General features: G+C 45.3%; 25 protein-coding genes. 8 read left to right on the top strand and 17 right to left on the bottom strand.

All coding sequences use genetic code 11. From position 1 onward, the window contains the following. Positions 1–279: 279 nt before the first annotated feature. The 5 genes from L1D55_RS21370 to L1D55_RS21390 form a co-directional block, all read right to left on the bottom strand. Positions 280–1,014, bottom strand: a complete 735-nt coding sequence (locus L1D55_RS21370; RefSeq protein ID WP_032553670.1) for a PIG-L deacetylase family protein — start codon at positions 1,012–1,014, stop codon at positions 280–282. A gap of 65 nt (positions 1,015–1,079) precedes the next feature. Continuing rightward, positions 1,080–2,084 (bottom strand): aldo/keto reductase, encoded by a 1,005-nt coding sequence (locus L1D55_RS21375; protein ID WP_239918763.1) that lies wholly within the window; start codon positions 2,082–2,084, stop codon positions 1,080–1,082. Positions 2,085–2,095: 11 nt separating this feature from the next. Then, positions 2,096–3,049: a Gfo/Idh/MocA family oxidoreductase gene (locus tag L1D55_RS21380; protein ID WP_128163205.1), complete on the bottom strand. Its 954-nt coding sequence runs from the start codon at positions 3,047–3,049 to the stop codon at positions 2,096–2,098. A gap of 30 nt (positions 3,050–3,079) precedes the next feature. Beyond that, positions 3,080–4,003, bottom strand: a complete 924-nt coding sequence (locus L1D55_RS21385) for a DUF1932 domain-containing protein (RefSeq protein WP_239918764.1) — start codon at positions 4,001–4,003, stop codon at positions 3,080–3,082. Between the two features lie 129 nt (positions 4,004–4,132). Then, positions 4,133–5,353 carry a LysR family transcriptional regulator gene (locus tag L1D55_RS21390; protein WP_239918765.1) on the bottom strand — a complete coding sequence of 407 codons (1,221 nt, stop codon included), beginning with the start codon at positions 5,351–5,353 and terminating at the stop codon, positions 4,133–4,135. A 424-nt stretch (positions 5,354–5,777) separates the two neighbouring features. Here L1D55_RS21390 and L1D55_RS21395 point away from each other — a divergent pair, with 424 nt between their 5' ends. The 8 genes from L1D55_RS21395 (at position 5,778) to L1D55_RS21430 (ending at position 14,531) form a co-directional block, all read left to right on the top strand. After that, positions 5,778–6,782, top strand: coding sequence for a DctP family TRAP transporter solute-binding subunit (locus L1D55_RS21395; protein WP_239918766.1), 1,005 nt, complete (start codon positions 5,778–5,780; stop codon positions 6,780–6,782). A 63-nt stretch (positions 6,783–6,845) separates the two neighbouring features. Continuing rightward, positions 6,846–7,343 (top strand): TRAP transporter small permease, encoded by a 498-nt coding sequence (locus tag L1D55_RS21400; RefSeq protein ID WP_235201779.1) that lies wholly within the window; start codon positions 6,846–6,848, stop codon positions 7,341–7,343. A gap of 9 nt (positions 7,344–7,352) precedes the next feature. Next, a complete protein-coding gene (locus L1D55_RS21405; protein ID WP_239918767.1) occupies positions 7,353–8,618 on the top strand; it encodes a TRAP transporter large permease in 1,266 nt (421 codons plus the stop codon). A 9-nt stretch (positions 8,619–8,627) separates the two neighbouring features. Then, positions 8,628–9,557, top strand: a complete 930-nt coding sequence (locus L1D55_RS21410; protein ID WP_239918768.1) for an AEC family transporter — start codon at positions 8,628–8,630, stop codon at positions 9,555–9,557. A gap of 43 nt (positions 9,558–9,600) precedes the next feature. Continuing rightward, positions 9,601–10,671, top strand: a complete 1,071-nt coding sequence (locus tag L1D55_RS21415) for a Gfo/Idh/MocA family oxidoreductase (RefSeq protein WP_061032885.1) — start codon at positions 9,601–9,603, stop codon at positions 10,669–10,671. An 11-nt stretch (positions 10,672–10,682) separates the two neighbouring features. Then, positions 10,683–12,506 (top strand): sugar phosphate isomerase/epimerase and 4-hydroxyphenylpyruvate domain-containing protein, encoded by a 1,824-nt coding sequence (locus L1D55_RS21420; protein ID WP_171730334.1) that lies wholly within the window; start codon positions 10,683–10,685, stop codon positions 12,504–12,506. 338 nt (positions 12,507–12,844) lie between these two features. Next, on the top strand, positions 12,845–14,032 hold the full coding sequence (locus L1D55_RS21425; protein WP_239918769.1) for a PatB family C-S lyase: 1,188 nt from the start codon (positions 12,845–12,847) through the stop codon (positions 14,030–14,032). A gap of 154 nt (positions 14,033–14,186) precedes the next feature. Next, the gene (locus L1D55_RS21430; protein WP_061032887.1) at positions 14,187–14,531 is read left to right on the top strand and encodes a ribosome recycling factor family protein; all 345 of its coding nucleotides are present in this window, start codon (positions 14,187–14,189) and stop codon (positions 14,529–14,531) included. 132 nt (positions 14,532–14,663) lie between these two features. On the opposite strand, the gene L1D55_RS21435 is transcribed toward L1D55_RS21430, so the two are convergent. From L1D55_RS21435 to L1D55_RS21490, 12 genes are all read right to left on the bottom strand, one after another. Beyond that, positions 14,664–14,903 carry an RNA-binding protein gene (locus tag L1D55_RS21435; protein WP_004736983.1) on the bottom strand — a complete coding sequence of 80 codons (240 nt, stop codon included), beginning with the start codon at positions 14,901–14,903 and terminating at the stop codon, positions 14,664–14,666. Positions 14,904–15,034: 131 nt separating this feature from the next. After that, the gene (locus L1D55_RS21440) at positions 15,035–15,298 is read right to left on the bottom strand and encodes a hypothetical protein (protein ID WP_004736984.1); all 264 of its coding nucleotides are present in this window, start codon (positions 15,296–15,298) and stop codon (positions 15,035–15,037) included. Between the two features lie 227 nt (positions 15,299–15,525). Continuing rightward, entirely contained in the window at positions 15,526–16,074 is a 549-nt protein-coding gene (locus L1D55_RS21445) for a DUF3833 domain-containing protein (RefSeq protein ID WP_239918770.1), read from the bottom strand. Further along, positions 16,071–16,676, bottom strand: a complete 606-nt coding sequence (locus tag L1D55_RS21450) for a chalcone isomerase family protein (protein WP_239918771.1) — start codon at positions 16,674–16,676, stop codon at positions 16,071–16,073. The genes L1D55_RS21445 and L1D55_RS21450 overlap by 4 nt, the downstream gene beginning before the upstream one ends. Before the next feature lie 3 nt (positions 16,677–16,679). Further along, entirely contained in the window at positions 16,680–17,204 is a 525-nt protein-coding gene (locus L1D55_RS21455; RefSeq protein ID WP_239918772.1) for a DUF2878 domain-containing protein, read from the bottom strand. Further along, entirely contained in the window at positions 17,182–18,462 is a 1,281-nt protein-coding gene (locus tag L1D55_RS21460) for a cyclopropane-fatty-acyl-phospholipid synthase family protein (RefSeq protein ID WP_239918773.1), read from the bottom strand. The genes L1D55_RS21455 and L1D55_RS21460 overlap by 23 nt, the downstream gene beginning before the upstream one ends. 104 nt (positions 18,463–18,566) lie before the next feature. Beyond that, a complete protein-coding gene (locus L1D55_RS21465) occupies positions 18,567–19,373 on the bottom strand; it encodes a DUF1365 domain-containing protein (protein ID WP_239918774.1) in 807 nt (268 codons plus the stop codon). Next, positions 19,370–20,641 carry an FAD-dependent oxidoreductase gene (locus tag L1D55_RS21470; RefSeq protein WP_239918775.1) on the bottom strand — a complete coding sequence of 424 codons (1,272 nt, stop codon included), beginning with the start codon at positions 20,639–20,641 and terminating at the stop codon, positions 19,370–19,372. The genes L1D55_RS21465 and L1D55_RS21470 overlap by 4 nt, the downstream gene beginning before the upstream one ends. Positions 20,642–20,643: 2 nt before the next feature. After that, positions 20,644–21,375, bottom strand: coding sequence for an SDR family NAD(P)-dependent oxidoreductase (locus tag L1D55_RS21475; protein WP_239918776.1), 732 nt, complete (start codon positions 21,373–21,375; stop codon positions 20,644–20,646). Further along, positions 21,375–21,806 (bottom strand): nuclear transport factor 2 family protein, encoded by a 432-nt coding sequence (locus tag L1D55_RS21480; RefSeq protein ID WP_004736993.1) that lies wholly within the window; start codon positions 21,804–21,806, stop codon positions 21,375–21,377. The genes L1D55_RS21475 and L1D55_RS21480 overlap by 1 nt, the downstream gene beginning before the upstream one ends. Before the next feature lie 14 nt (positions 21,807–21,820). Next, complete coding sequence (gene phrB / locus L1D55_RS21485) at positions 21,821–23,236, bottom strand: deoxyribodipyrimidine photo-lyase (protein ID WP_239918777.1); 1,416 nt, start codon at positions 23,234–23,236, stop codon at positions 21,821–21,823. After that, positions 23,233–24,180, bottom strand: a complete 948-nt coding sequence (locus tag L1D55_RS21490; protein WP_128163240.1) for a DUF1722 domain-containing protein — start codon at positions 24,178–24,180, stop codon at positions 23,233–23,235. Before L1D55_RS21490 ends, phrB begins: the two co-directional genes overlap by 4 nt. Positions 24,181–24,238: the final 58 nt, after the last annotated feature.

Raw genomic sequence — 24,238 nt, forward strand, 5'->3', positions numbered from 1 at the left:
TCATGGATAGCCTCGGCTTCAAGACCGCAAAGGCATTTAGCCTCAGAGTTAGGTTTAAGAGTCAGTGTAATAAGTGATGCTGTCTGGTGAGACTTTACTATTTTAAAGCCTTCCCAGAATGAAGATAGGAAAGTATGATTCGGCATGAAAACGGTAGTTTGTGTATGATTTTTGTTTGGCGACTAAACCATATCACTTACTACCGTTTTTGTTTTTAGTTCCCGCTAATCCGCGATGAACCTTTTTTTTTGAAGCAACTTTGAGTGTGCTAATAGTTAATTACAGCGAATCAACACACTGTGGGAAGATCGCTTGGAAGCCTTCAGCGTGTTGACAGCTTCTGCCGCCCGCCTGGCCACCTGAGTTACGTCTAAAGTGGTTGCCACGGTTTTCTGCTAGGTTTTCGTAGAAGGTCCATAGGTGCTCTTGACCTTGCATGCACTCAATAGCGGCTTTCTTGCTTTCCCATACTTCAGAGATATCTAGGAAGGTATTTGGTTTCCATTCCATCTGCTCACTTTGGTGCGGTTCGAATAGGTAAACCTGAGGTGCGCCTAGTACTTTCTCACCTGGGTTATGACCCCAAGCTTGTGCGATCATGCGGCACTGTAGAGTGATCTCAGTTGCGTACATGTGGTCTGTGTTGTACGGGTCCCATTTAGAGTGCGTCATGATGAACTCTGGTTGAATCTCACGGATCAGGTCGACGATCTGGTACTTACCTTCTTTGTCGATTTCCAGTGGGTAATCACCGAAGTCGAAGAAACGAATGTCACTTACGCCAAGCGCTGCCGCTGCCGCTGTCGCTTCTTCATGACGAATACGCTTAACGTCTTCAAGTGTCATGCCCTCTTGTTTCCATAGCTTTGCAGACTCGCCACGCTCACCGTATGAAAGACATGCAATGGTCACTTCGTAGCCCAACTTCTGGTGAAGGGCGATGGCACCGCCACAACGCCATACAAAATCTGCTGAATGGGCACTGATTACTAAAGCTGTTTTCTTTGTTGTCATGTTATTAATCCTTTATTTACTCTTGAGCTCGTCTGATGAGCGTGTCTTTTATGTTCTTTGTTCGGTTAAAATTGTTCGGTATCGATTTCGGCTTGAGTGGGTGCGTTGTAGCGACCGCCAACAAATGCCTTTTGCGGTGCAGTGCGCTCAACCAGCTCTAGCAGGGCGTTCGAAACCGTGTAGTGCTGCGCGTTTAAGTTGTCTTCTAGATGCTTAAAGTTAGTGGTGCCTGGTAGTGCAATCGAATGAGGCGCTTTAGCCAGCGTCCATGCCAATGCAAATTGAGCCAGAGTTGGCGCAGGTAGTGATACATTCTCTTCAGCAAAAATCGGCAGCAGAGAAGCGAATTTATTCACGGCCGATAAGTTAGATTCAAAGTTTTCTGCATTAAATCTCGGCATCGCATTACGAATATCACCATCAACAAATTGATTGCTTTGCAGCTCACCACTCAGGATGCCGCGCCCTACAGGGCTGAAAGACACAAAGGTACTTCCCAGCTCTTGGCATTTATCAATCACTGAGATCTCTGCGTTGCGTGACCACAATGAATACTCCGACTGAACCGCTGCTATTGGGTGGATTTGGTGCGCCTTTTCCAGCGTGGTTGCCGATACCTCAGATAGGCCAAGGTGTTTGATTTTGCCTTCATCAACCAGTCTCGAAAGTTCACCAATGCTCTCTTCAATCGGCACAGATTTATCCCAGCGGTGCAGATAATAGAGGTCAATCACATCGGTATTGAGACGCTGCAGCGCCTCTTCACAGGTTTGACGAATGGTTTGTGGGCGACCATCAATCGCGCGTTTACCGTCCGGGCCTTTAAACATGCCGCACTTGCTGGCAAGGAAGAATTCATTACGGCGATGACCTACTGCTTTAGCGAGTAGTTTCTCGTTGTTACCAAACCCATAAAGAGCTGCGGTATCCAGCATGTTGTAGCCAAGATCAAGCGCCTTATTAAGTAGCTTGATGCTGTGCTCTTCACTTGGAGGTGTCCCGTATGCGTGAGAAACGTTCATACATCCAAGGGCGACTGGTGCGAGTGAGTGCTCACCTATAGTAATCATCGCCGGGCTCCTTACTCTTGCTCTAGCAGTTGTTCTAATGCGTGCAGTGTCTCCATTGCTGGTAGGCAGCTTGCCACACTTGAGTTTGGTTCGCGGCCTGTGCGAATCGCATCGAAGAACTCACGGTCGATTAGTTCGATGCCGTTGTTTGAAACCGCGACACCTTCTAGTGAAATCGGGTTCTCTTTGCCATCGAATAGATCGTCGTAGCGAGCGATGTAGGTGCCTTCGTCACAGATGTAGCGGAAGAAGGTGCCAAATGGACCGTCGTTGTTGAATGAGAGTGATAGCGTACATAGCGCGCCAGATGGCGTTTTCATACCAATGCTCATGTCCATTGCGATGTTCAGCTCTGGGTGAATAGGGCCTTGCAGTGCTTGAATCTTTGATGCCTTCTCACCGGTTTGGTATTGGAAAAGGTCAACAGTGTGACAAGCGTGATGCCATAGTAGGTGATCAGTCCAAGTGCGCGGCTCACCTTTTGCGTTGGTGTTAGTGCGACGGAAGAAGTAGGTTTGAACATCCATTTGTTGAATGTTTAGCTCGCCAGCTGCGATCTTGTTGTGGATCCACTGGTGGCTTGGATTAAATCGGCGAGTGTGACCAGCCATAGCGACAACGCCAGTTTTCTTTTGAGTCTCAACCACTTTGTAGCTGTCTTCAATGTTGTCTGCCATTGGGATTTCAACCAGAACATGCTTGCCAGCTTCCATACATGCGATAGCTTGCTCAGCATGCATTTGAGTTGGTGTTGCTAGAATCACAGCATCGACGTTGTCAGATTTCAGTGCTTCTTCAAGTGAAGAGAAACCTTGAGCTGTTTGATTGTAATCTGTGATGAGTTGATCAAGTTTGTCCGCTTCAGGGGCAACCATCGCAGTAACGGTAACGTCGTCGATATTACGCAGTGCCTCTAAATGTTTTTGGCCGAATGCACCCGTAGCGCCTACTACACACACTTTCATAATCATTCCTTTTGTATTCAAGCGATTAAATTATTGGATATTTTGTAATTTCGTTGCGGTCGATTCAGTATTCTCGACCTGCAGTTGTTCTATGATCTGGTCAGACAGTTGAGCGAGAGGTTGATCTGACGCTTCGATGTTGAGTCCACCTAGCGATTGATGCCAGTTCATTGCCCCTTTGACCATCGAGTGACTCATGCCTAGCTCGTTTAAGGTTGCTGCGACCTCTTTTAATTCTGCGTGGCGTCTCTGACCGTGGTTGAGCATGCGCTCCATGTGATAACGACTTAGGTGACTCAGATCTAATCCCGGGTAGGTGTGGCTTAACGATTTGAGTACGTGATGTTCAACACCTGATTTACGTGCTGCCAGAACACACTCTGTGGTTAGCGCCTCTAAGCCTTTAACCATGACTGATCGCATCATTTTTATGCTTGATGCATCGCCTACGTTTTCTGAGATAACCTCAATGTCGAAACCCAGTAGAGTTAGGTATTCAGCGACCTTGTCGGCTTTTTGTCCGGACAAGTAGAGCGGAATATTAGGCTGTGATGTCAATACTGGCGCCATGATGGCAATGTCGATGTACTCAGCGCCTTGCGCTTTAACTAGCTTTGCAAGTCTTTGCTTGGCTTGCGGAGAGCAAGAGTTACAGTCGAGTACAATCTGTTTTTCAGTCAGAGAGCCTGCGATCTGCAGCAGTGCCTGTTCAGCTTGGTCAGCGGTGACTAGGGAAAAAATAAGTTGTGCGCCGTGAATTGCTTCTTCAGGACGAAATGTCCCTTGCACACCTTGATCAATATATTCGAGAAGTTTTTTCTCTCGGGTAAATATATTGTTCGTCTTTATGTCAAAGGCATTAATTATTTCAGGTGCTCGATCATTCCAAGAAGAAATAAATGTTTTTGCTGCTTCGCCAAAACCAACAAATGCAATCCTACTGATTTTCACCATAACCACCTTTTTGTTCGTTAATTATCTTTGGCTATGGTCAAACACTATCATTTGGTATTGAGTGCGGATAATCAATTTAATTCAAAGGGTATTCAATTTTGAAAATAATAGGGTTATTACAGCGACATTTTAACTCCGTTTGTTCGCAATAATTGTAAGAAGTGAGTTTGTACAGAAGTGAGTTTGTACAGAAGTGGCAAACCAGTTTTTGCGGACCGTCAAACCAATGGGTCTGGATTGTTCTTCACCTTCATAAGGAAGAGCAACTAAATGCCCCTCATCGAGATCGCGTCTGATTTGATGTTGGGAAAGAAGGGTTAATCGATCACTGCCCAGTAATAGCTCTTTAACTAGCATTTGCGAGCTTGCTTCAATTAAACGATTCGGTACTTCCAGTGAGGCTTTGGTAAACATATCTTCGAACATTTTACGTGCGGGTGTTGCACTAGAGGAGACAACCCAGCTTGATTCTTGAAGCTCTTTGATACTGACTTTTTCTCGGTTTGCTAGAGGATGGTCTGCACGCGATAAAATGGTGTTCTTCGATTCAAATAAAGTTTCTTGACGAATATCGGTGCTAGGAACGGGAAAGCGTAGAGCGCCAATTAGAATATCAATTTCGCCATATTTTAGGTGGTTGAGTAGGTCTTTATAAGGGCCGTCAATGACGTGTATTTGGCAGTCAGGATAGGCGTTGGAAAACTCATTAATGGTACTTGGAAGCAAGCAGGTTCTCGCGAGAGGTAAACAACCGACTGTGATCACTGAGCTGTGTCGGTTACTCAATAAGTTGACCTCATCAAGTCCTTGTTTTATCTCAACAAAAGCGAGTTTGCTCGCCTTGTCTAATGCAGCTCCTGCTTTAGATAGTGCGATGCCAGTACTGGTCTTTTCAAATAAGGTAAACCCGAGTATTTCTTCAAGATCTTTTGACGCTCGATAGACCGATGATTGAGACACTTCAAGCAAACGGCTCGCCTCGGTAAAGCTTTGTCCGTTAGCGACGGCGACTAGGGCTTTTAGTTGTGTGGTGGTGATATTAAACAGATAACGCTGCACACTATTTTTGCGTTGTTTCGTGGCAATTTTTAGCGCATTAGAGATGCCTTGACTGATGTTTTCCAGCGCACGGTCAATTCGAAAAGCGAAGGCTTCACCCTGTTTCGTTGGCGTCATGCCATCACTGGTGCGTTCAAACAGCTCACTGTTCATATTCTTTTCAAGCTTGGAGATAGCTTGTGTTATTGCGGGTTGAGAAAGGAAAACCGTGTCAGATGCTTTGCTAATACTTCCTGTATGAACGACTTCAGATATCGCCCTAAGGTGGCGCAAATTTGGGATGTTAAACATACGGTTTCCTTACCACTGAACGTTGGTTACGGTACGAAATATGAAATAAATCACAGTTTGGGTTTTTAGAGTTCAAACTCTATTAATAATCTGGCTCGAAATAGTCGACTCCCTTATCAATGGACATATTAGTAACGGAATTCAAACACTCTATGAAGTAGCGAATGATATATTGTTTCTAAAGTGTGACTTAATTCTCCAAAATTAACCAATTTGTAAAATATCAAATTTAACCATTTATTGATGGTGATTATGTTTATTTTTTATTCTTAAGTTTCTGATTTTTTGTGGTTATTTATGTTTATCTCTGACCCTTGAAGAGTGAGGGTTATCTAATTTTTGAATAATGCTTTCAGTAAGTGAATTTTGTTTTGTTAATTCCTAGTGTTAGTTTTATCGGCAATGAAACAGGAGGTTCCATAGAATGAAAACTATAAAGACACTATCACTGGCTGTATCACTGGCATTTGCTGCAAACACATCAGCTGCGGATATCGATATTACAATAGGTCATGTCGACTCTCAGGATTGGACGATCTCTAAGAAAGGGGCTGCGACACAGGTATTCAAAAATATCGTAGAAGCGGAATCTGGCGGTCGTATCGCGGTTAACATCTACCCATCAGGTCAACTTGGTGGTGAAACAGAGCTGCTTCAGTCTACACAAGAGGGAATGCTGACCATGACGATGGTGTCTGGTGCTTATTCTAAACTGTGTAAAGAAGCCAATGTTCTTGAAATTCCTTACCTTTTCCCATCTGCACCTGTTGCTTGGGAAGTGCTAGATGGCGAGTTTGGCCAGCAACTTAATGAGCAATGTTTAAAACAAACAGGTCTACGTAACCTGGCTTACGGTGAGACAGGCTTCCGTCACTTCACTAACTCAAAACGCGAAATCAAATCTCCTGATGATCTAAAAGGTCTGAAGATTCGTGTAATGACAACCCCGCTTTATGTTGAGCTGCTGAAATCTTTAGGTGCCGAGCCTACACCTATTGCCTTCCCAGAAGTACCAGCCGCTCTAACAACCGGTGTTATTGATGGTCAAGAAAACCCAGTGAGCGTTATCAGCGCGAACAAGTTCTACGAGCTTCAAGAGTACATCACGCTGGATGGTCACGTGTATGGCACCGATTTCTTATTAATGAACGACGATTTCTACCAAGGTTTATCTGACGCAGACCGTGCGATCATCGATCGTGCAGCGCAAGTTGCAGGTACGGTTGGCCGAGCTGTTCAGCAGGTTAACTCTGCAGAAGGCCTAGAAACGCTAGGTAAGAAAGGCATGAAGATTACATCATTGACAGTAGAGCAGCAGAAGCAATTCCGCGACAAAACTCAGCCTGCAGTAATCAAGTGGCTTGAAGGTACCGTAGATTCGAAATGGATCGATGGCGCACTTCAAGCGGTTGAGACTGCAACGAAGTAACTCTGATGTTCGCAGCATTGATGCTTTCAATGCTGCGCTTTCCCAAGGAGATAGGGAACTATGATGGAACAATATAAAAAACTATTGGCATTCTGCGCAGGTTCGTCTCTGTTTGTACTGTTTGCAGTCATGCTGGTCACCACCATCTCGCGTTATTTCTTCAATACCTCGATCCTTTGGGGTGAAGAGCTATGTAAGTACTCAATGATCTACGGTGTGATGTTTGGTACGTCTCTTTGTTACCTAGAGGGGCTACACATCAAATTTGCGGTTTTAGATTCAGTTAAGTCGGCCATTTTCCAAAAGGTATTGGCGATTGTGGTTGATATCGCAGTGCTAGTATCGGCAGGCATCATGACTTACTCAGGTTACTTATTTGTCATGAAACGCGGTGGTATCGAATCACCAGGTATTGGCTTGAGCATGTACTACTTCCAGTCTGCGTTAGTTGTTGGTGGTATCTGTCTGTTTGTTGCCGCTCTATTGCGTCTCGCACAACACGTCACGCTATCTCGACGCGCCAATGCGCCAGTCTCTTCTCTCACTCAAGGCGATGTATAAGGATCTACTATGCCATCAATAGCTTTAATGGGCGGTATGCTCGTATTTGGTGTTCCGCTAGTGTTTGCCATTATTTTGGCTATGTCGTTCTACGTAACGAGCACTCCAATCTCAATCAGCCTTGTTGCACAACGAATTTTTAGCGGATTAGACTCATACTCTATTCTGGCTGTTCCACTGTTTGTTCTAGCCGGTGAGCTGATGAACAAGAGTGGTATTACAAATCGTATTATCGATTTTGCTAACGCCTTGGTGGGACACTTCCGTGGTGGTTTAGCACAAGTAAATATCTGGTCTTCGGTAATGTTTGCCGGGATCTCAGGTTCAGCGGTAGCAGACACTTCTGCACTGGGTCGAGTGTTTATCCCTCAAATGGAAAAAGAAGGCTACAGCAAAGAGTTTTCATCGGCACTGACGGCTGCCTCTTCGGTGATTGGTCCTATGATTCCACCGAGTATTCCGGTGATCATCTACGCACTTATCGCCAGTGGTGTCTCGGTTCCTGCGCTGTTCTTAGCGGGTATTGTTCCGGGTGTTTTGTCGGCGATTGCCCTGTCAGTGTTTGTTTTCTTCTATGCGACCAAGCATAAGATTGTGAATACCGGTGTACGAACCAGTCGTCGCAAAGCTTTGGTTAAAGCCTTTGTACCACTGACGATGCCAATCTTTATCCTTGGCTCAATTCTAATGGGTATCGTGACACCGACTGAAGCGGCTGCCTTTGCTGCATTCTATGCGCTGTCGGTAGGCATGTTCATGTACAAATCAATCAAAGTCAGTGACTTACCTGAAGTGTTTATGCGCTCAATGCGCGACTCTTCTATCGTATTGATTTTGATTGCAGTTGTCTCTGTAGCAAACTGGTTACTAACCTTCTCGCGTGTACCTCAATACATTAGCCAACAGGTTCTTAGCACTATCTCAGATCCGATTATGTTCCTAATCATGGTGAACCTAATCCTACTGGCAGTGGGCCTGTTTCTTGAAGGCATTGCAGCCATGCTAACCCTGATTCCAATCTTCCACCCGATTGCGATGAGTTTTGGTATCGACCCTGTTCACTTTGGCATTGTGGTTATCTTCAACCTAATGATTGGTTTGATTACACCACCAATGGGCATCTGTCTGTTTGTCTCCAATACTATTTCCAAGGTCGGGATTGCTGCGATATCTAAGCAAGTTATTCCTCTATTCCTACTGGAAGTTGTGGTGCTGTTCTTCATCACTTTCGTACCACAAAGCGTGCTCTTCTTACCGAAATTATTCGGCTACTAGAGAAAAACAATGTTTGTATTTGAAGTGTTGCTGCCACTGATTTTTATCGTGGCAGTAGGGTTCCTCACGACCAAAAAAGGCTTTTTTAGCCAACAATTCGTCGCTGAGGTGAGCAAGTTCGTGCTGTATGTATCGCTGCCAGCAGTGATCATCAGCAGCTTGAGTAGCATTGAATTAGGGCAGGTCATCCAAGTCAACTTCATGTTGGTGTACGCCATTGCAGGCTTGAGCGCGATGACTGTGGCGATATTGGTGAGCAAAGGCCTGCTCAAGTCCACTTGGACGGAAAGCTTCATCAATGGTTTGGGCAGCGGTATGCCAAACAGTGCGTTTGTTGGCTTTCCAGTGGTGTTATCGCTGTACGACGGCCAGTTCATTGAAGCATTTTTAATGTGTGTGCTGATTGAGAATCTGGTGTTTATCCCACTGAGTTTGATTTCACTGGAGTTTGCCCAAGGTCGTTCGTCAAGCATCAGTGAGCAGCTAAAGATTGTCGCGGGTCGTATTAGTCGCAATCCGATTATCTTGGCGATCAGCTTTGCTTTAGTCGTGAATATCACGGGAATTCGCTTGCCAGAATTCGTGACTGAAGGGGTATCCATTTTTGCGAAAACATCGGTCGCATTGGCGCTATTTGCTATTGGTGGGGCACTGGGGCAGTCGCTGAAATTTGAGCAGTTCAGGCGAATTGCTTTTGTGACGTCGATGAAGCTGGTGTTCTTCCCATTGGTGGTTGTTGCACTGCTGATGACGCTACCCGTTGAAGGTGACCTCAAGTATGTCTTACTGATCTTTGCTGCGTCTCCTATGTTGTCTATCTACCCGATTTTAGGTGGGCTCTATCAACAACAACGCTTCTGTTTAAACACTCTAATTATTACGACGGTGGCCTCTGGACTCTCGCTGTCCGTCGTTATTGCTATCACAACATCATCATAAAAATAGACGCCTGTAGAGCGTGAATGAAAAATAAGGTCATAACATGGAACAAGTTAAAATTGCTGTCGCTGGGGCTGGTCTGATCGGAAAAACACACATCAAACTGGTTTCTGAAAACGCGCAATGTCAGTTGGCGTCGATTGTTGATCCTTCTCCGGGTGCAAAAGAGGTTGCTGAAGAGTACGGCGTTAAGGTTTACGCCAGCCTAGAAGAGCTGTTTGCTCAAGACAAGCCAGACGGTGTGATCTTGGCGACACCAAATCGTCTGCATGCGATTCAAGCGCACGAGTGTATCAATGCTGGCGTGCCTGCCATTGTGGAAAAGCCAGTTACCGACTCGATCGAAGATGCCATTGAGCTTCTTAAACACGCAAATCGTGAAGAAGCAAAAATGCTGGTTGGCCATCACCGTGCATATAGCCCACTGCTAGAGACGGCTAAGTCGATTATCGACAGCGGCGAACTGGGTAAGACGGTGTCTATCATGGGCAGCGCGATGTTCTACAAACCTGATTACTACTATAACGAAGGCGAGTGGCGCAAAGTTAAAGGCGGCGGCCCGATCTTAATTAACATGATTCATGAGATTGGCAACCTGCGTCATTTGGTTGGCGACATTGTTGGTGTTCAAGCTCTGAATTCGAATGCGACTCGTGAGTTCGAAGTTGAAGATACAACCGCAATCTCGCTGCGATTTGCTAATGGCACATTAGGCTCATTCATGTTGTCAGATGCCTCAGCAAGTCCACGAAGCTGGGAGCAAACCTCGCAAGAGAACAAGACCTACGCGACCTACGAAACTGAAGATTGCTACCACGTGGCTGGCACTAACGGCTCGCTATCGATCCCGACAATGCAGATTAAGTCTTTTAAAGAGGGTGTGACACCTTCTTGGTGGAATGCGATGGAAGAGCGCCAAGAGCCAGTAACGCGTGAAGATCCACTTAAGCGTCAACTTGAGCATTTCTGCGCCTTAATTCGTGGCGAAGAACAGACACCAAAAGTCAGCATTTACGATGGCTTGCAAAATCTGTTGGTGATCGACGCCATCATCAAAGCGACAGAAACGGAGCAATACGTTCCGGTTCAAGATGTTACTGCACTGGTTAATTAAGGGAGTTTAGGATGAAGTATTCAATCGCGACTGTTTGTCTATCTGGCACTCTTGAACAGAAGATGCATGCAGCGGCAAAAGCAGGTTTTCATGCCATCGAAATTTTTGAAAATGACTTAACTCAGTACCGTGGTTCTGCAGCCGATGTTAAACGCATCGCTGACAGCATGGGGCTAGAGATCTTGGTTCTACAACCTTTCCGAGACATGGAAGGGATGCCAAATGGCTTGCGCGAAAAGAAATACAAGATGATGGAGCGCAAGATGGATCTAGCACATCAACTGGGCACAAAACGTCTAATGATGTGCAGTAACGTTAATCCACTCTCGACCAATAATCTTGACCGCTGCGCTGAAGATTTACATGCCTTGGCAGAACTGGCCAAGCGTGAAGATATGGAATTGGGTTACGAAGCGCTGGCATGGGGGCGTCATATTGCCGATTATGATGATGCTTGGAATTTGGTGAAGATGGTCGACCACCCGAATCTTGGCGTGGTATTGGACACCTTTCACATGTTTGCTCGTGGCAACACACTAGACACGCTGCGTGAAGATATTCCAGTGGAAAAGATTGCTCTAGTACAGGTCGCTGATGCGCCGAAAATGCAGATGGATATTTTGCAGTACAGCCGTCACTACCGTTGTTTCCCGGGTCAAGGCGATTTCCCTGTGATCGACTTTGTGAAAACACTCAAAGATAAAGGTTACGATGATTACCTCTCTCATGAAGTGTTTAACGATGAGTTCCGCGCCTCTTCTCCAAGAGAGAAAGCGGTGGATGGCGTGCGTTCGTTGAAATGGCTCGAAGATCAGACCAACAACCTGTTTGAGATGCCAAGCGTGTCTGATTTGAGCTTCATTGAATTTGCCGTAAAAGAGCGTGAAGATAATCCATTTACCGATGTGATTGAGTCATTGGGCTTTAGCAAAACACACAGCCATAAGAGTAAGAATGTCGACCTATACCAAGTAGGTGATATTAACTTCGTCTTTAACTACGAGAAAAACAGCAACGCTCAAGCGTACTTAGAAGGTCATGGTGAATCTGTGTGCGCGCTAGGCGTATTAACCAAAGATTCAGATCGTTTGGTTGAACTGGCAAAACGCTATAACAGTCCAGCGATTTTCCAAGCTCGCCAAGAAAATGAGCTGGATATTCCAACGCTTAAGAGTTCTAGCAACTTGATGATTCATCTATTGGATGAGAATCAGGCAGACAAGTTCTACGACGTCGATTTTAAGCCAGTAGAGCAGCAACCGGCAGTGAATGATAACTTGATTCGCGTTGACCACATTGGTCAGGTAGTGTCACCAGAGACTTTGCTGTCGAACATGTTCTTCTATAAGTCGATCTTTGGCTTTGTTCCTGAAGATAGCTTTGATCTGCCAGACATCAACGGCTTGATCACCAGTCGCACAATCAAGAGCCCGAACGAGAATATTAAGATCGCACTTAACAGTACCAGCGCTAAGCGCACTTCGGCTCAGCGATTCTTAAATGACTCCAATGGTGCGAGCATCAATCAGATTGCGATTGAGTGCCGAGATATCTTTAAAGCGGCGGCTAACCTATCGCCTATCTATCAATTGAAGATCCCGAATAACTACTACCTAGATATTCAGGCACAATTTGATTTGGAAGATGAGTCGATTGAACAGCTACAGAAGAACAACATTCTTTACACTGAAGATGACACAGGGGCGTTCTTCCATTTCTACACCAAGGAAGTGAATGGCCTGTTCTTTGAAGTGGTACAGCGAGTGGGCGAGTATAAGAAATACGGTGAAACCAACGCCTTTATTCGCTTGGCTTCCCAGTCTTATCAGGATTAAAGCTAATCAGCACCTCCGCTTTTGCCTTGAGCAGTAAGAAAGAGTGTGAGTAATCGGAAAGCCATCACTGAATTCAGTGGTGGCTTTTTTCTTAGGCTTACTGCGATAAATACGCATCTCACTGACGCTGCATCGCTCTCAAAAATCAGCACTACTTACCATACAAGAATTGCTTTATTGCGAATTCGGTTAAGACTGAGATAAAGGTAGAGGCAAGGGACTCATTTCCAATTTTTTTCTAAAAGCTTCGTCTTTTTGACTTTGCCATCGTCTTACGGGCATTTATGCAATTCATCTTATTTGTAAAAGATGATTGAGAAACTATTTGAGGACAGGCCATGACAGCGTTTAAGAGTACATCGAACTACGGTGATAATGCGTTTATTAAAAGCAAACCGCAGATGCTTATGAATATGTATAACACCACAGATGTATTCCCATATTGGGTTGCTGATATGGATTTTCAGATAGCGGAACCCATCACTCACGAGCTGAATCGTTTGGTTGAACGCGGCGTATACTCTTACGAGTTTCATGAGCAAGCGGTGTTTGAAGCCCTCTCGAAATGGTATGCAAAGCGTCATGGTTTGAACCTTTCAGCAGACAAATTTGTGCAGGTGCCGGGTGTGCTCTCTGGTATTGCCTTGTTACTGCGCCAATTCACCAACGAAGGTGATGGCGTGCTTATTCATACGCCAGCCTATCACCAGTTTTCTAACTTGGTGAGCAAAGCCGGTCGCGAGGTAGTGAAAAGCCCGTTGGTAAATGATGGCCAAAGTTACCAAATTGATTTCGAGGGGATGGAGCAACAGATCGTCGACCATCAAGTGAAGACGATGATTTTCTGTAACCCGCACAACCCAACGGGTCGCGTATGGACAGCGCAAGAAATAGAGCAAGTTGTTGAGATCGCTAAGCGCCATGATGTCCTGATCATCAGCGATGAAATCCATTCTGATATTATTTTTGAAGGCCATACTTTCACGAGCTTGACCAGTTTCGATTACGACAAGGTGATTACCTTGATTGGTTCTCCGGCGAAAACCTTTGGCATGCACAGTATTTCTAACGGTTATGTCTACACCAATAACGAAGCGCTATTTGAAGCGTTTAAAGCCAACGTAGCGGCGATGTACCTTGATCACGGTAACGCTTTGACGACATTTGCAACCATTGCTGCTTTTGAAAAGGGGGAAGAGTGGCTAGAGGGTATGTTGGTGTACTTACAAGAGACGGTTAAGTGGATTACTGAGTTTGCTGAAAAGCGCATTCCTCAATTGAAAGTGTTCCAGCCACAAGGTACTTATCAGGTATGGTTTGATTTTTCTGCGTTAGGTTTCTCTAAAGAAAAGCTTAAAAATACCGTGTTTGAGCAGGCGGGGATGGGGCTAACTCCGGGCGGATGGTTTGGCGCTGAGAGTTATCATTTCATGCGAATGAACATTGCGACGTCTCGCGACAATATCGAAAAATCGTTTGAGGCACTGGCAAACGCGATTGATAATGCAGAGCAAGCTGAACGCTAGTTTTGACACGATAATGCCATTTCAAATTGGATAACCGCGAGTCAGCTTAGTGCATGGCTGGCGGTTTTTTTGTGTCTGTGTAATCCTACTCACTGTTTCACCAAGCTGTTTTAGACAGCGCAGAATGATTATAGAGATTGATTGGCAGAGAGTTATGTTTAGCGTCCCACTGAATAGTTTTGTACATCGTGTGAGTGATAAGAGCCAAGTAATGGCGAACGCTGCTGAGTGTGGATGTCAGTTGAAGCGAGTTCGTCGCTCACGTAACTGGTTATTGGTGGCTCAAGAGCATCAATTGATCGAATTCAAAGCTTTGTTAACTCATGAAAAAGACGGCTGGATAACAGTAGCCATAGACAAGGTACTGCCAAAACCTGTGGTGTGTTTGGCGTCGCTGTTAGCCGCAACTCCTTCTATGACAGTTGCTCAATTGGTGATGGAGTCTGGATGTTCAATGGCCGAAGCGCGACGAGCCATTGATGACTATGAAGGGTTATAGATAAGTTATGAGTGCTTAGAAAAGTACTGAGCAGCAAAAAGCCCGTAACGATGTGGCGTTATTTCAGCGCAATATCGTTACGGGCTTTATCATCTGACTTTCTGTGAAACCAGCGAGAGCGTTAAAGTCGAATTAAGAGTTAGCGACTTTTACACGAATCGTGTTTTTGCCAAGCTTGGTCATGTGCAGCTTGTCTAGTGCAGTTTTCGCTTCTTCTTGCTCTGGCATTTCAACGAAAGCAAAACCTTTTGAGTAGCCAGTTTCTTGGTCTAATACTAGGTTGCATGCTTTTACTGAACCGAACTCAGAAAATAGTACACGGATGTCTTGCTCTGTTGTTGAGCGAGATAGGTTACGAACTAGAAGTTTCATAATGAACCTTGAATATGAATTTACATCGCGCATTGTCGCACACTTTGAAGGTCACCCTTACAAAATAATTTAAGATCTCATTTGATTGGGTAGCCAAGATCTGCGATAGCACTTTGAGTTGTTTGTCGTGATTATTCGTCGTCGAACTGTTTGATGGTGAAGGCGTCTTCGATTCGGTTTAGCTCTTCTTGTTCTTTCTGACGAAGCTCTTCTTGGCGAGCAATTTTCATCTCATTGAGACGTTTCTTCTCTGACTTGGTCAGGAACTTAACGGCTTTTTTGTTGGTTAATGCGTAAGCAGCTACGTCTTCACCTTTTTCTCTGCGCTCGTTTACGCGTTGTGAGAAACGTTCATTGTCGCGAGCTTTACGCTCCGCTGAGGTTAACTTGCTCATGCTTAAAAGCCTTTTTAATTTATCGTGGTAGGGAATCTACACGTGGCGAAACAAAGGGGCATTCATCAGTATGAGGTATCGGCCATTTGTACGCTGATGGCGCATCTTAGCACAGTGGAGGAGCATGTAGGCATGCTATTCGAGGGATTAAACGAAACAGCCCACAACGTGTCGTCGTGGGCTGGATTCTAAAGTGGGCGATTCAGATCGAATGAAGGGCGAGTTGTCTAACTCTTTTCGATGTACAGGATTACCTCTCCGACTTTAAAGCCAAACTTAGACATCTCGGTCTTATTGAATAATCGTTTTTCGTCCATCAAGAACATCCAATCATCCAATGTGACTTCATATGTACTGCCGTCGACTTCAATTTCTAAATCGTACTTCCAATACAGTGCAGAACCTTGTGTCTCACCATAAGCCGTTCCTACTACATCGTTAGCTGTGCCTGAGTAGGTGTTATCGCCGGTTTTTATCAGGTTCCAAACTCGGGTTGAGCGTTCACCATCGGCAAATGAGAACCACTCTTTGATTTCACCATTATTGCCTTCCCACGCAGCGATGAGTTTAGCATCGAAGCGTCTTAACAAGTTGCCGGAGCGGTCGAGTACCATGCCGTAGGCCATTAATTCACCATTGAAGAAGGTCTCAAGTTTGAGCTCTGGTGTTGTGTCGACGTGATTATCAAGGCTGGCAGAGCCGCAACCTGTTAGCCAACTAAGAGATAGTATTGCGAGAGCAAATTTGATTATTTTTGTTTTTGTTTTTGAATTCATTTATTCAAACCTAATAGTTGTTTGCGTAGGCCAGGTTCGGACGTGTTTTCAGAGAGCCAGATCGCTAGGAAGGCATCGCCAAATTGTTTGTCTTGAATGACACCAATAGGCTGCTCATCGAAGTAAAAGCGGCTGACATTATCTTCTGCTACGCGAATCGTTAGTGTGCTTCCTGCTTCTACGTTGGGCCACATCGAGTAGAGGGGCTTCAACCAGCGTTCGATATTGCTGTTAGGGTAGCCGAGCTTGTTCCACTGATCCTCGGTTGCTTCGACTAGGTCCTTACTGTCTATCGCGCGGTAGTACTCTATTTTCAGAGCGCGTTCTGAACTCGAAGGTGCGGTGTAGAATTCAGCAGAGTAGAGGGTCCAAAATAGGTAACTCATTTCCCCTTGTCCGCGCTTATTTAAATCGTCGACAGCAGAGGCGCGAGCTTGCCCAGCAAACAGTAATGCTGCGATTAATAGAGAGAGAGTGAACGCACCTAGAAATGCTCTTGTGTAGTGATTGTTTGCAGTCGTTTGAGTGTTAGATTGGGCACACGCGTTACTCTCAGTGCCCTTTGAATGGAGCGCCTGTGTCCGTTTGAGTGAGTAAGCCATAAGTCACCTCGTTGTCCTTGCCATTGTCGGTTTCATTAGGTTGGAGTAGGCGGCCACAAGAAGAGGCAAAAATATCCCCCAACTCAACGCAAGGGCAGCAACTACCGATGCATCTGGCCAAGTAGCAAGGAGGGCTCCCGCTTTGATTCCTCCCCAATAGCTACTAGTACCCGCTACGAACCCTAAGGCGAATAAGATCACTTTTGAGCATTTTAAGAGCCAACTAAGGCTGTGGTTGAAGCTAATCAAGAACATGATCCATAGGCAAACGAGCCACACAGGAAACCATGATTGATTGGCAATGGCATGGTCGACGGCGAAGACGCCGAAGTGAAGCATGAGGCTATCAAGCAGTAGCCCCAATGGTAATAAAATGAGTATTTTAAGGTCGCTGTGGCGAGTCGGTGACAATAAGAAGTGAACGATCACCAGCAGCGGTGTTACGAACGGGGCTTGAGCGGTGAAGAACGCGCTACAAACCCAGGTCGCTTGAAACAGAATGAGATTAATAATCCAAAACCGTTTCATCTTTCGCTCCAAAGTAACGAGGTTTTCTTGCGACTAAATGGTGAGTACTGATCACTCGCTCTTTGAATGCACCTTCACAGTAGCAGAAGTAGAAGGTCCAAAGACGCTTGAACTCTTCTGAATAGCCCAGAGACTGCAATTCTTCCCAGCTGTTTTGAAAGGCAATGTTCCAGTCGTTCAATGTGCGAGCGTAATGCAGACCAATATCGTCAATTTCTTGAACGACAAGGTCGGTACTGGTCGCAAGATGTTGGGTCATCACTGATACAGAAGGTAAGCAGCCGCCAGGGAAAATGTACTTTTGGATAAAGTCGACGCCTTTGCGGTACTTTTCATAACGCCCATCGGCGATGGTAATCGCTTGAATCAACATTTTGCCGGAAGGCTTCAACAATGAAGAGCATTTCTCAAAGAAGGTTTGCAGGTATTCATGTCCCACCGCTTCTATCATCTCGATGGAAACCAACTTATCGTATTCACCCGTTAGGTTGCGATAGTCTTCTTTGAGTAGAGTTATTTTATCGGTTAAGCCGAGCGATTTTACGCGCTGCTCTGCCAACTCGTGCTGTGCATCTGAAATAGTCGTCGTCGTGACGTGGCAGCCATAATGCTGTGCCATGAAGATTGCTAAACCACCCCAGCCAGTGCCAATCTCGACCACACTGTCTGCCTCAGAGAGTTCTAGACGCTCACAGATGGTTTTCATTTTGTTCTGCTGTGCTTTCGAAAGGGTTAACGCATCTTCGCTGTAGATAGCCGACGAGTACTGCATTGAGCTATCAAGAAAACGTTCGTATAGCTCATTACCGATGTCGTAGTGAGCCAAAATGTTTCGCTTAGAGCCTTGCTCTGTGTTGGCGTTTTTGCGACGAAGCAGGAGATTCTTAATACGAGAAATCCACTGAGTTTTGTCGTCTAGCTCATCTAACTGGGCTTGGTTACGAGCCATAATCTGTATAACGCGGGTTAGGTCTGGACTGGTCCATTTACCGTCTATATACGCTTCGGATGCCCCGATACTGCCGTTGACAACCACGTCTCTAAAAAAGGTCGCATCATGAATCACAATTCGACCTTTCAAATCTGCTTCTCTGTCTCCAAACACTGAATGCTGGTCTCGCTCGATGATTTCCAGCGTTGCAAATTGCAGGCGCTCTAGGACCTTAAAGATCAAAGCTCGATACTTACAGTTGCTTGAAACAGCAACGGCTTTAGCTTGTTGTTCAATGTTGTTGTTTTGTTTTGCAAGCTGTTCCATGTCAACCTCGCTGAGAATTCATTCTAACTTTTTTGCCAACTAAGTTGGGTGGCATTCGTTGGTTTGAGCGCACTCACAACATAATTGAGTATTGGTTTTGGCGCTTAAGGTGTTGAGTCCGGGTGCGCCACAAACGGTACTTTTTTCAGGAATAACTTGAGAGCCTGATAATAAATCCCCATCACGACTTTCACTGTCATTGCAGGGATCTTTAATACCGTTCGCCTAATGTTTTTTTTCGTTACTGACTGCTTAGTCAGCGCTAGTGTCGCATCGAATATTCGTTCGCTTCGGCGGCTTTCGATGTGGACAAGCGTCCGTTTCGCTGGTGGCTTAATTTTCCAAAAATAGGTCATGTTTAAATCCATGAACGGCGAAACGTGAAAATCTTTTTTAACTTTCAACTCTTGGCGCATGTCGATCAGATAATAGTGCCTCTCTCGCCAAGGTGTGTTGCTAACCTCGGCCAACATATATCGACACTCGTCTGCTTCGTCGTAACAGAAAAAGCAGTTGATTGGACTAAAGTAAATACCTAAACATCGGCATTGAGCCAGCATTGTTACTCGGTTTACATCAGGCCAATCGCCACCAAGCTGTTCTACTTTGGATGCTATACGTTGTTTTAGAGATTTAGGTTCATCGCTAATTGCATTTTCTTCTTTTTCAGCAAGATAATCCGATTCGACAAAGCGAATCGGGTTGTACCAGCGAGTCCCAAACAGCGCACTTCGCTCAGTGGTCTTAGGCAGCTCATCGAGATCTAGCCCCATCATGTAGAGCTGGTAGCTGAACTCATGAGGGATATCACCAAAGCGGCGATGCCTGACGTTTCCCCAATAGATACCGCTGAACTCTTCACTCTGTTCAGATGCAATTTCCGTGTTGGATGCTAGGGTCTCGGTGTTCATTGTGCTGAGCTCGTGCTGAGGTCAAGACCAAAGCGCTTGGTTACATCCAATGCGCTATGCACACCATCTTCGTGGAACCCGTTGTACCAATACGCGCCTGCAAAATGCGTATTCTGTTTACCGCAAATGCGGTCACGCTGTTGTTGTGCATTGACTGTGTTGGAGTTCAATACTGGGTGGTGATACACAAAGCTTCGGATGATCTTTTCTGGAGCAATGGCCTCACTCTGGTTTAAGGTCACGCAGAAGGTGTCTTTGCTCTCTATTCCCTGCAGAATGTTCATGTTGTAAGTGACACAAGCTGGTCGTTTGCTATTACCATCCAACATGTAGTTCCAACTTGCCCACGCCAGCTTTCTGTCTGGTAGCAAGCTGGTATCGGTATGAAGAACCACTTCGTTGCGGCTGTAAGGTATCTCACCTAATACCTCTTTCTCATCTGCCGTTGCATCGCCTAACAGTGCTAACGCTTGGTCTGAATGGCAGGCGAAAATCACTTCATCAAATTGCTTTGTTGCACCGTCTTCAAATTCGATAGTTACACCTGTTTCATGACGAATGACTTGTTGAATCGATGTGTTCAATGCCACTGGCTTGCTCAGGCGAGAAAGGATGATCTCAACATAAGAACGAGAACCTTTTGGAATCACATACCATTGGGGGCGATTGGTGATATCAAGCAGGCCGTGGTTGTAAAAGAACTGAATGAAGAACTTGAGCTCGAACGCTTCCATCTCTTCGAGACTTGTTGACCAAATAGCCGCACCCATTGGCAGAATGTAGTGTTGGCTAAAGAAGTCAGAAAATTGATTGTCGCGTAGGAAACTGCCAAGGGTAACGTCAGGTGTGAATTGGTTATTTTCGAATTGAGCTTTACACAACTTGTTGAATTTCAGAATGTCAGATATTAATGACCAGAACTGCGGTCTGAAAATGTTGCTCCTCTGCGCAAATAGCGAGTTGATGCTGTGGCCATTGTATTCAAACTGAGTGGTTGTGTTATGTACACTGAAGCTCATTTCTGTCGGTTGTCGTTCAACACCCAACTGTTCGAGTAGTTGGTTGAAGTTTGGGTAGGTTCGATCGTTGAACACGATGAAGCCAGTATCAATCGAGAACGCCGAGCCTTGATGTTCAATATCAACGGTGGCGGTGTGCCCACCAACGTAATCATTTTTTTCGAATACTGTTACGTCGTGGTGTTTATCTAATATGTGCGCGCAAGTGAGTCCAGAAATCCCTGAACCAATAATGGCGATTTTCTTCATTGTTATACCATCCTTGAAGCGAGTTTTTGCCAAACTGAAGTTGGAAGCATTCTTAATAGCTTCATCAACATGATGAATCGTCGAGGGAAATCGATCTCGCTCTTTCCTTGAGCAATTCCGTTAACGATTCGCTGAGTTGCAGCCTCACTACTAATAATCATAGGCATAGCGAACGTGTTTCGCTCGGTTAAAGGCGTTTCCACAAAGCCAGGATGCACAATTGAGACATGAATATTGTGCTTGGCAAGATCAACCGAAAGTGTTCTTCCTAAGTAAGTGAGTGCTGCTTTTGAAGCGCCATAAGCCTCAGCTCTTGGCAGAGGCAGAAAGCTGGCGCTAGAGCTTACTAAAACTAAGCGTCCGCCGGGTTTAATGTTTTTCAACCAAGACTTCAGAGCGTAACCAATAGAGATTAAGTTAATGTTGATGACGCGCTCAAAAAGCTCTGCGTCAAAGTTGACTGGGTCATCGATGTATTCACAGTCACCCGCATTGAGAATGAGAAGGTCAAGTGGATTGTCTTGGTCAAGCTCCGGGAAGTTGTGGTAATCCGTTAAGTCAAAGCACAGAGGTGTAATAGACGACTCTGCGATGTCAGTTTCGTGCGAATCGACTAGAGCCTGTAATTTATCTTGGCTACGACCACAAGCAATGACTTGATGTCCTTGCTGGGCATAATTTAGAGCGAGTGATTGGCCGATACCAGAGGTCGCGCCTGTGATCATAATACGCATTATCGGCTCGCTCTTTTTTTGATGGATTTGATGGCGCAGCCCAACACCGGAATATGTTCATACAACATAGAGCCGACATCGAGATAGTCTCTGTGGTAAATCACTTGATCATCGAGCATTTTTAGGTGGCTGTGGCCTTGCACCTCGATAGGCTTCTGCCCATTAAGTTGTTTGTGTACGAAGTGCATTGTCCAATAAACCGATGCTTCGCCATTAACTTCAAACGTGTGCTCGATGTGAAAGTTACAGCTAGTAACTTGGGTGTAAATGTTGTCGAAATAGTGAGTTAGCGCTGCAATCCCGCTGACATGATGCAGCGGGTCTTGGAATTCGATATTAGGGTGATAAACCGTCTTTAGCACGTCGAAATTGTCCGTTCCGAGCTCTCGATACATGTTGAGAAAGTTATCAAGCCATAGAGAGTTATCCATAATATTCACTCTAATTATTTGAAAAAGGCTAAGGCTCTCAATCGTGCTTCTTTATGTTCAACGATGGGTTGCCAGTATTCGCTGTTTATTCCGTTTTTTGCTATGTAATCATGTGGGAAATGCACATGCTTGTCCGGAATATTTTGCAGCTCTGGTATGTACTTACGGATAAAAATTCCTTTCGGATCAAACTTTTCACTCTGGGTGATCGGATTGAAGATTCGGAAGTAAGGTTGTGCATCACAGCCGGTACTTGAAGCCCACTGCCAGCCGCCATTGTTGGCACTAAAATCACCGTCAATGAGGTGATCCATAAAGAAACGCTCACCCCAACGCCAGTCAATCAACAAGTGTTTAGTTAGAAAGCTAGCGACTACCATTCTTAACCTGTTGTGCATCCAGCCGGTCTCGACCAGTTGACGCATGGCCGCATCAACCAATGGATACCCCGTTTTTCCTTCACACCACGCTTTGAAGCTCGGATGATCTTTATACCAATCTAAACCATTGTATTTCTGCTGGAAATTAGCCCCTTTAACCAGTTTAGGATGGTGGAACATCAAGTGCTTATAAAAGTCTCGCCAAATCAATTCATTGAGCCAAGAAAAAGCGGGCAGTTGGGTATCAAACAGTAAATCGGGTTGCTGCTGGATGAGCTGAATGGCTAACCATCTTGGGCTTACCGCGCCAATCGATAAGTAAGGCGATAAGCCCGAGGTACCTTTTACTGAAGGGATGTCTCTCAGGTGAGCGTAGTCGTTGACCTTGTTGGCTAGGAAGTTAGGTATCACATTGCCAAGTACGTCTTGGCTTAGTGGCCAACGGCTTGAGTCGACACGCGGAAAGTCGAAATCATAGTCACTGGCAAGCTGGAGCGTTTGCAAGTTGTCAGGCAACTGAGTCTTAGCGTTGTTATTAGAAGCAAGTGCAGCAGGGCTGCATTGAATCCCTTTTGCTTGAACTTCTTTTAACCAGGCATTTTTAAATGGCGTGAAAACTTTGAACATCTCACCTTGCTGGTTAAGCACGCTGCCTAGAGGGAGCATCACATCACAGTCGCTGATCTGAAGATTTACACCGCTCGATATCAGTTGTTGGTCACGAGCTTGTTCATCGACCTCTGGCTCTGAATTGGCGAAAATAACCTGAGAACCAAGTTGTTGGTACAGCTCGGTCAACTGCTTGGCTTGATCATCAAAATCGGTCGCTTTGAGGTGCAGCAGGGTTATGCCCAAGTCGGCGAGTTCAGCTTCCAGTTGCTTTAAATGACGGAAGATAAAGTCTGCTTTAATCGGAGCAAGGTGATGCTGATGCCACTTTTGTGGTGTTGAAATAAAAACGGCGATTGAAACGCCGTTTTCGATTGCTGAGACGAGAGCTGGATTATCGTGAATGCGCAGGTCTCGTCTTATCCATAGAATATCGCTCAATATCCGTATCTCAATTTAAGTTCTTGCGGGTGCGGGTTTAAGTAAACCTGTGACTGCAGGTACTCATTTGGGTATTCCATCAAGTAGTGATTGATCAGTGTTAGTGGTACTAACAGCGGAATCACGCCCTCTCTGAAAGAAGCAATTTGGTTAGATAACTCTTGCTTGTGAGCACTGCTGAGCTGCTTCTTAAAGTACCCTTGAAGGTGTTGAAGTGTGTTAGCGTGCGTACCACGGTTTGCATGGTGCGATAATGCCGTCATCAGCCCTTCGATATACTTATCTGCAAGCTCATTTATCTCTAGCTCATTGCCTGCTAGTAATTTACCAAGGCTTTTATAGCCCTCAACGTGATGGCACATTACTAGATACTTGTGGGCGCTATGGAACTGGATAAGCTTGTGCTTGGTAATCCCTTCATCTACTAGGTCTAGCCACTTCTGATAAGTGAAAACGCGAGTCATGAAGTTTTCGCGCAAAATCGGATCGTTCAGACGACCATTCTCTTCCACAGGCAGCAACGGATTACCTTCCATAACCTGCTTAGTGAACATGCCAATGCCTGTTGATTCAGATCCGCGGCCATGGTGGTGATACACCTTAACGCGCTCCATGCCGCAAGTTGGACTCTTTTGGCACACAATAAAACCAGCGATGTGTTGGTTATTCTTGGAGTAGTTTTGACCGAATTCGATTAGCTCATCAGTAACGTCGCCAGTACCATCAGGACGGGAAACGTGAATGATATCGTCTAACATCCGTGTCTGACGAATGGTTGGGCGAGGCGTTGGTAAACCAACTGCCATTTCAGGGCACACTGGCTCAAGCTCAACATAATCTGCAAGGTCTTCAGTACAGAAGCGAGATCGTTTGTGGCCAGTATCGAACCTAACTTTATGACCAGCGACACATGCACTAATGCCTATTTTTATTTTTTTATCCATTGGTCAATTCCTTACGTTCATTGCTCATTTTATTTCTTATTATGTGGGATGTTGCTTA

The organism is Vibrio sp. Isolate22 (assembly GCF_022398115.1).
In the GTDB taxonomy this organism is placed as follows: domain Bacteria; phylum Pseudomonadota; class Gammaproteobacteria; order Enterobacterales; family Vibrionaceae; genus Vibrio.

Coding starts and splice junctions, on each gene's coding strand:
- L1D55_RS21370 (WP_032553670.1), bottom strand. CDS start 1,014: ATGACAACAAAGAAAACAGCTTTAGTAATCAGTGCCCATTCAGCAGAT.
- L1D55_RS21460 (WP_239918773.1), bottom strand. CDS start 18,462: ATGGAACAGCTTGCAAAACAAAACAACAACATTGAACAACAAGCTAAA.
- L1D55_RS21425 (WP_239918769.1), top strand. CDS start 12,845: ATGACAGCGTTTAAGAGTACATCGAACTACGGTGATAATGCGTTTATT.
- L1D55_RS21490 (WP_128163240.1), bottom strand. CDS start 24,180: ATGGATAAAAAAATAAAAATAGGCATTAGTGCATGTGTCGCTGGTCAT.
- L1D55_RS21415 (WP_061032885.1), top strand. CDS start 9,601: ATGGAACAAGTTAAAATTGCTGTCGCTGGGGCTGGTCTGATCGGAAAA.
- L1D55_RS21430 (WP_061032887.1), top strand. CDS start 14,187: ATGTTTAGCGTCCCACTGAATAGTTTTGTACATCGTGTGAGTGATAAG.
- L1D55_RS21455 (WP_239918772.1), bottom strand. CDS start 17,204: ATGAAACGGTTTTGGATTATTAATCTCATTCTGTTTCAAGCGACCTGG.
- L1D55_RS21390 (WP_239918765.1), bottom strand. CDS start 5,353: ATGTTTAACATCCCAAATTTGCGCCACCTTAGGGCGATATCTGAAGTC.
- L1D55_RS21480 (WP_004736993.1), bottom strand. CDS start 21,806: ATGGATAACTCTCTATGGCTTGATAACTTTCTCAACATGTATCGAGAG.
- L1D55_RS21465 (WP_239918774.1), bottom strand. CDS start 19,373: ATGAACACCGAGACCCTAGCATCCAACACGGAAATTGCATCTGAACAG.
- L1D55_RS21380 (WP_128163205.1), bottom strand. CDS start 3,049: ATGAAAGTGTGTGTAGTAGGCGCTACGGGTGCATTCGGCCAAAAACAT.
- L1D55_RS21450 (WP_239918771.1), bottom strand. CDS start 16,676: ATGGCTTACTCACTCAAACGGACACAGGCGCTCCATTCAAAGGGCACT.
- L1D55_RS21405 (WP_239918767.1), top strand. CDS start 7,353: ATGCCATCAATAGCTTTAATGGGCGGTATGCTCGTATTTGGTGTTCCG.
- L1D55_RS21410 (WP_239918768.1), top strand. CDS start 8,628: ATGTTTGTATTTGAAGTGTTGCTGCCACTGATTTTTATCGTGGCAGTA.
- L1D55_RS21445 (WP_239918770.1), bottom strand. CDS start 16,074: ATGAATTCAAAAACAAAAACAAAAATAATCAAATTTGCTCTCGCAATA.
- L1D55_RS21470 (WP_239918775.1), bottom strand. CDS start 20,641: ATGAAGAAAATCGCCATTATTGGTTCAGGGATTTCTGGACTCACTTGC.
- L1D55_RS21375 (WP_239918763.1), bottom strand. CDS start 2,084: ATGATTACTATAGGTGAGCACTCACTCGCACCAGTCGCCCTTGGATGT.
- L1D55_RS21420 (WP_171730334.1), top strand. CDS start 10,683: ATGAAGTATTCAATCGCGACTGTTTGTCTATCTGGCACTCTTGAACAG.
- L1D55_RS21440 (WP_004736984.1), bottom strand. CDS start 15,298: ATGAGCAAGTTAACCTCAGCGGAGCGTAAAGCTCGCGACAATGAACGT.
- L1D55_RS21395 (WP_239918766.1), top strand. CDS start 5,778: ATGAAAACTATAAAGACACTATCACTGGCTGTATCACTGGCATTTGCT.
- L1D55_RS21400 (WP_235201779.1), top strand. CDS start 6,846: ATGGAACAATATAAAAAACTATTGGCATTCTGCGCAGGTTCGTCTCTG.
- L1D55_RS21475 (WP_239918776.1), bottom strand. CDS start 21,375: ATGCGTATTATGATCACAGGCGCGACCTCTGGTATCGGCCAATCACTC.
- L1D55_RS21435 (WP_004736983.1), bottom strand. CDS start 14,903: ATGAAACTTCTAGTTCGTAACCTATCTCGCTCAACAACAGAGCAAGAC.
- L1D55_RS21385 (WP_239918764.1), bottom strand. CDS start 4,003: ATGGTGAAAATCAGTAGGATTGCATTTGTTGGTTTTGGCGAAGCAGCA.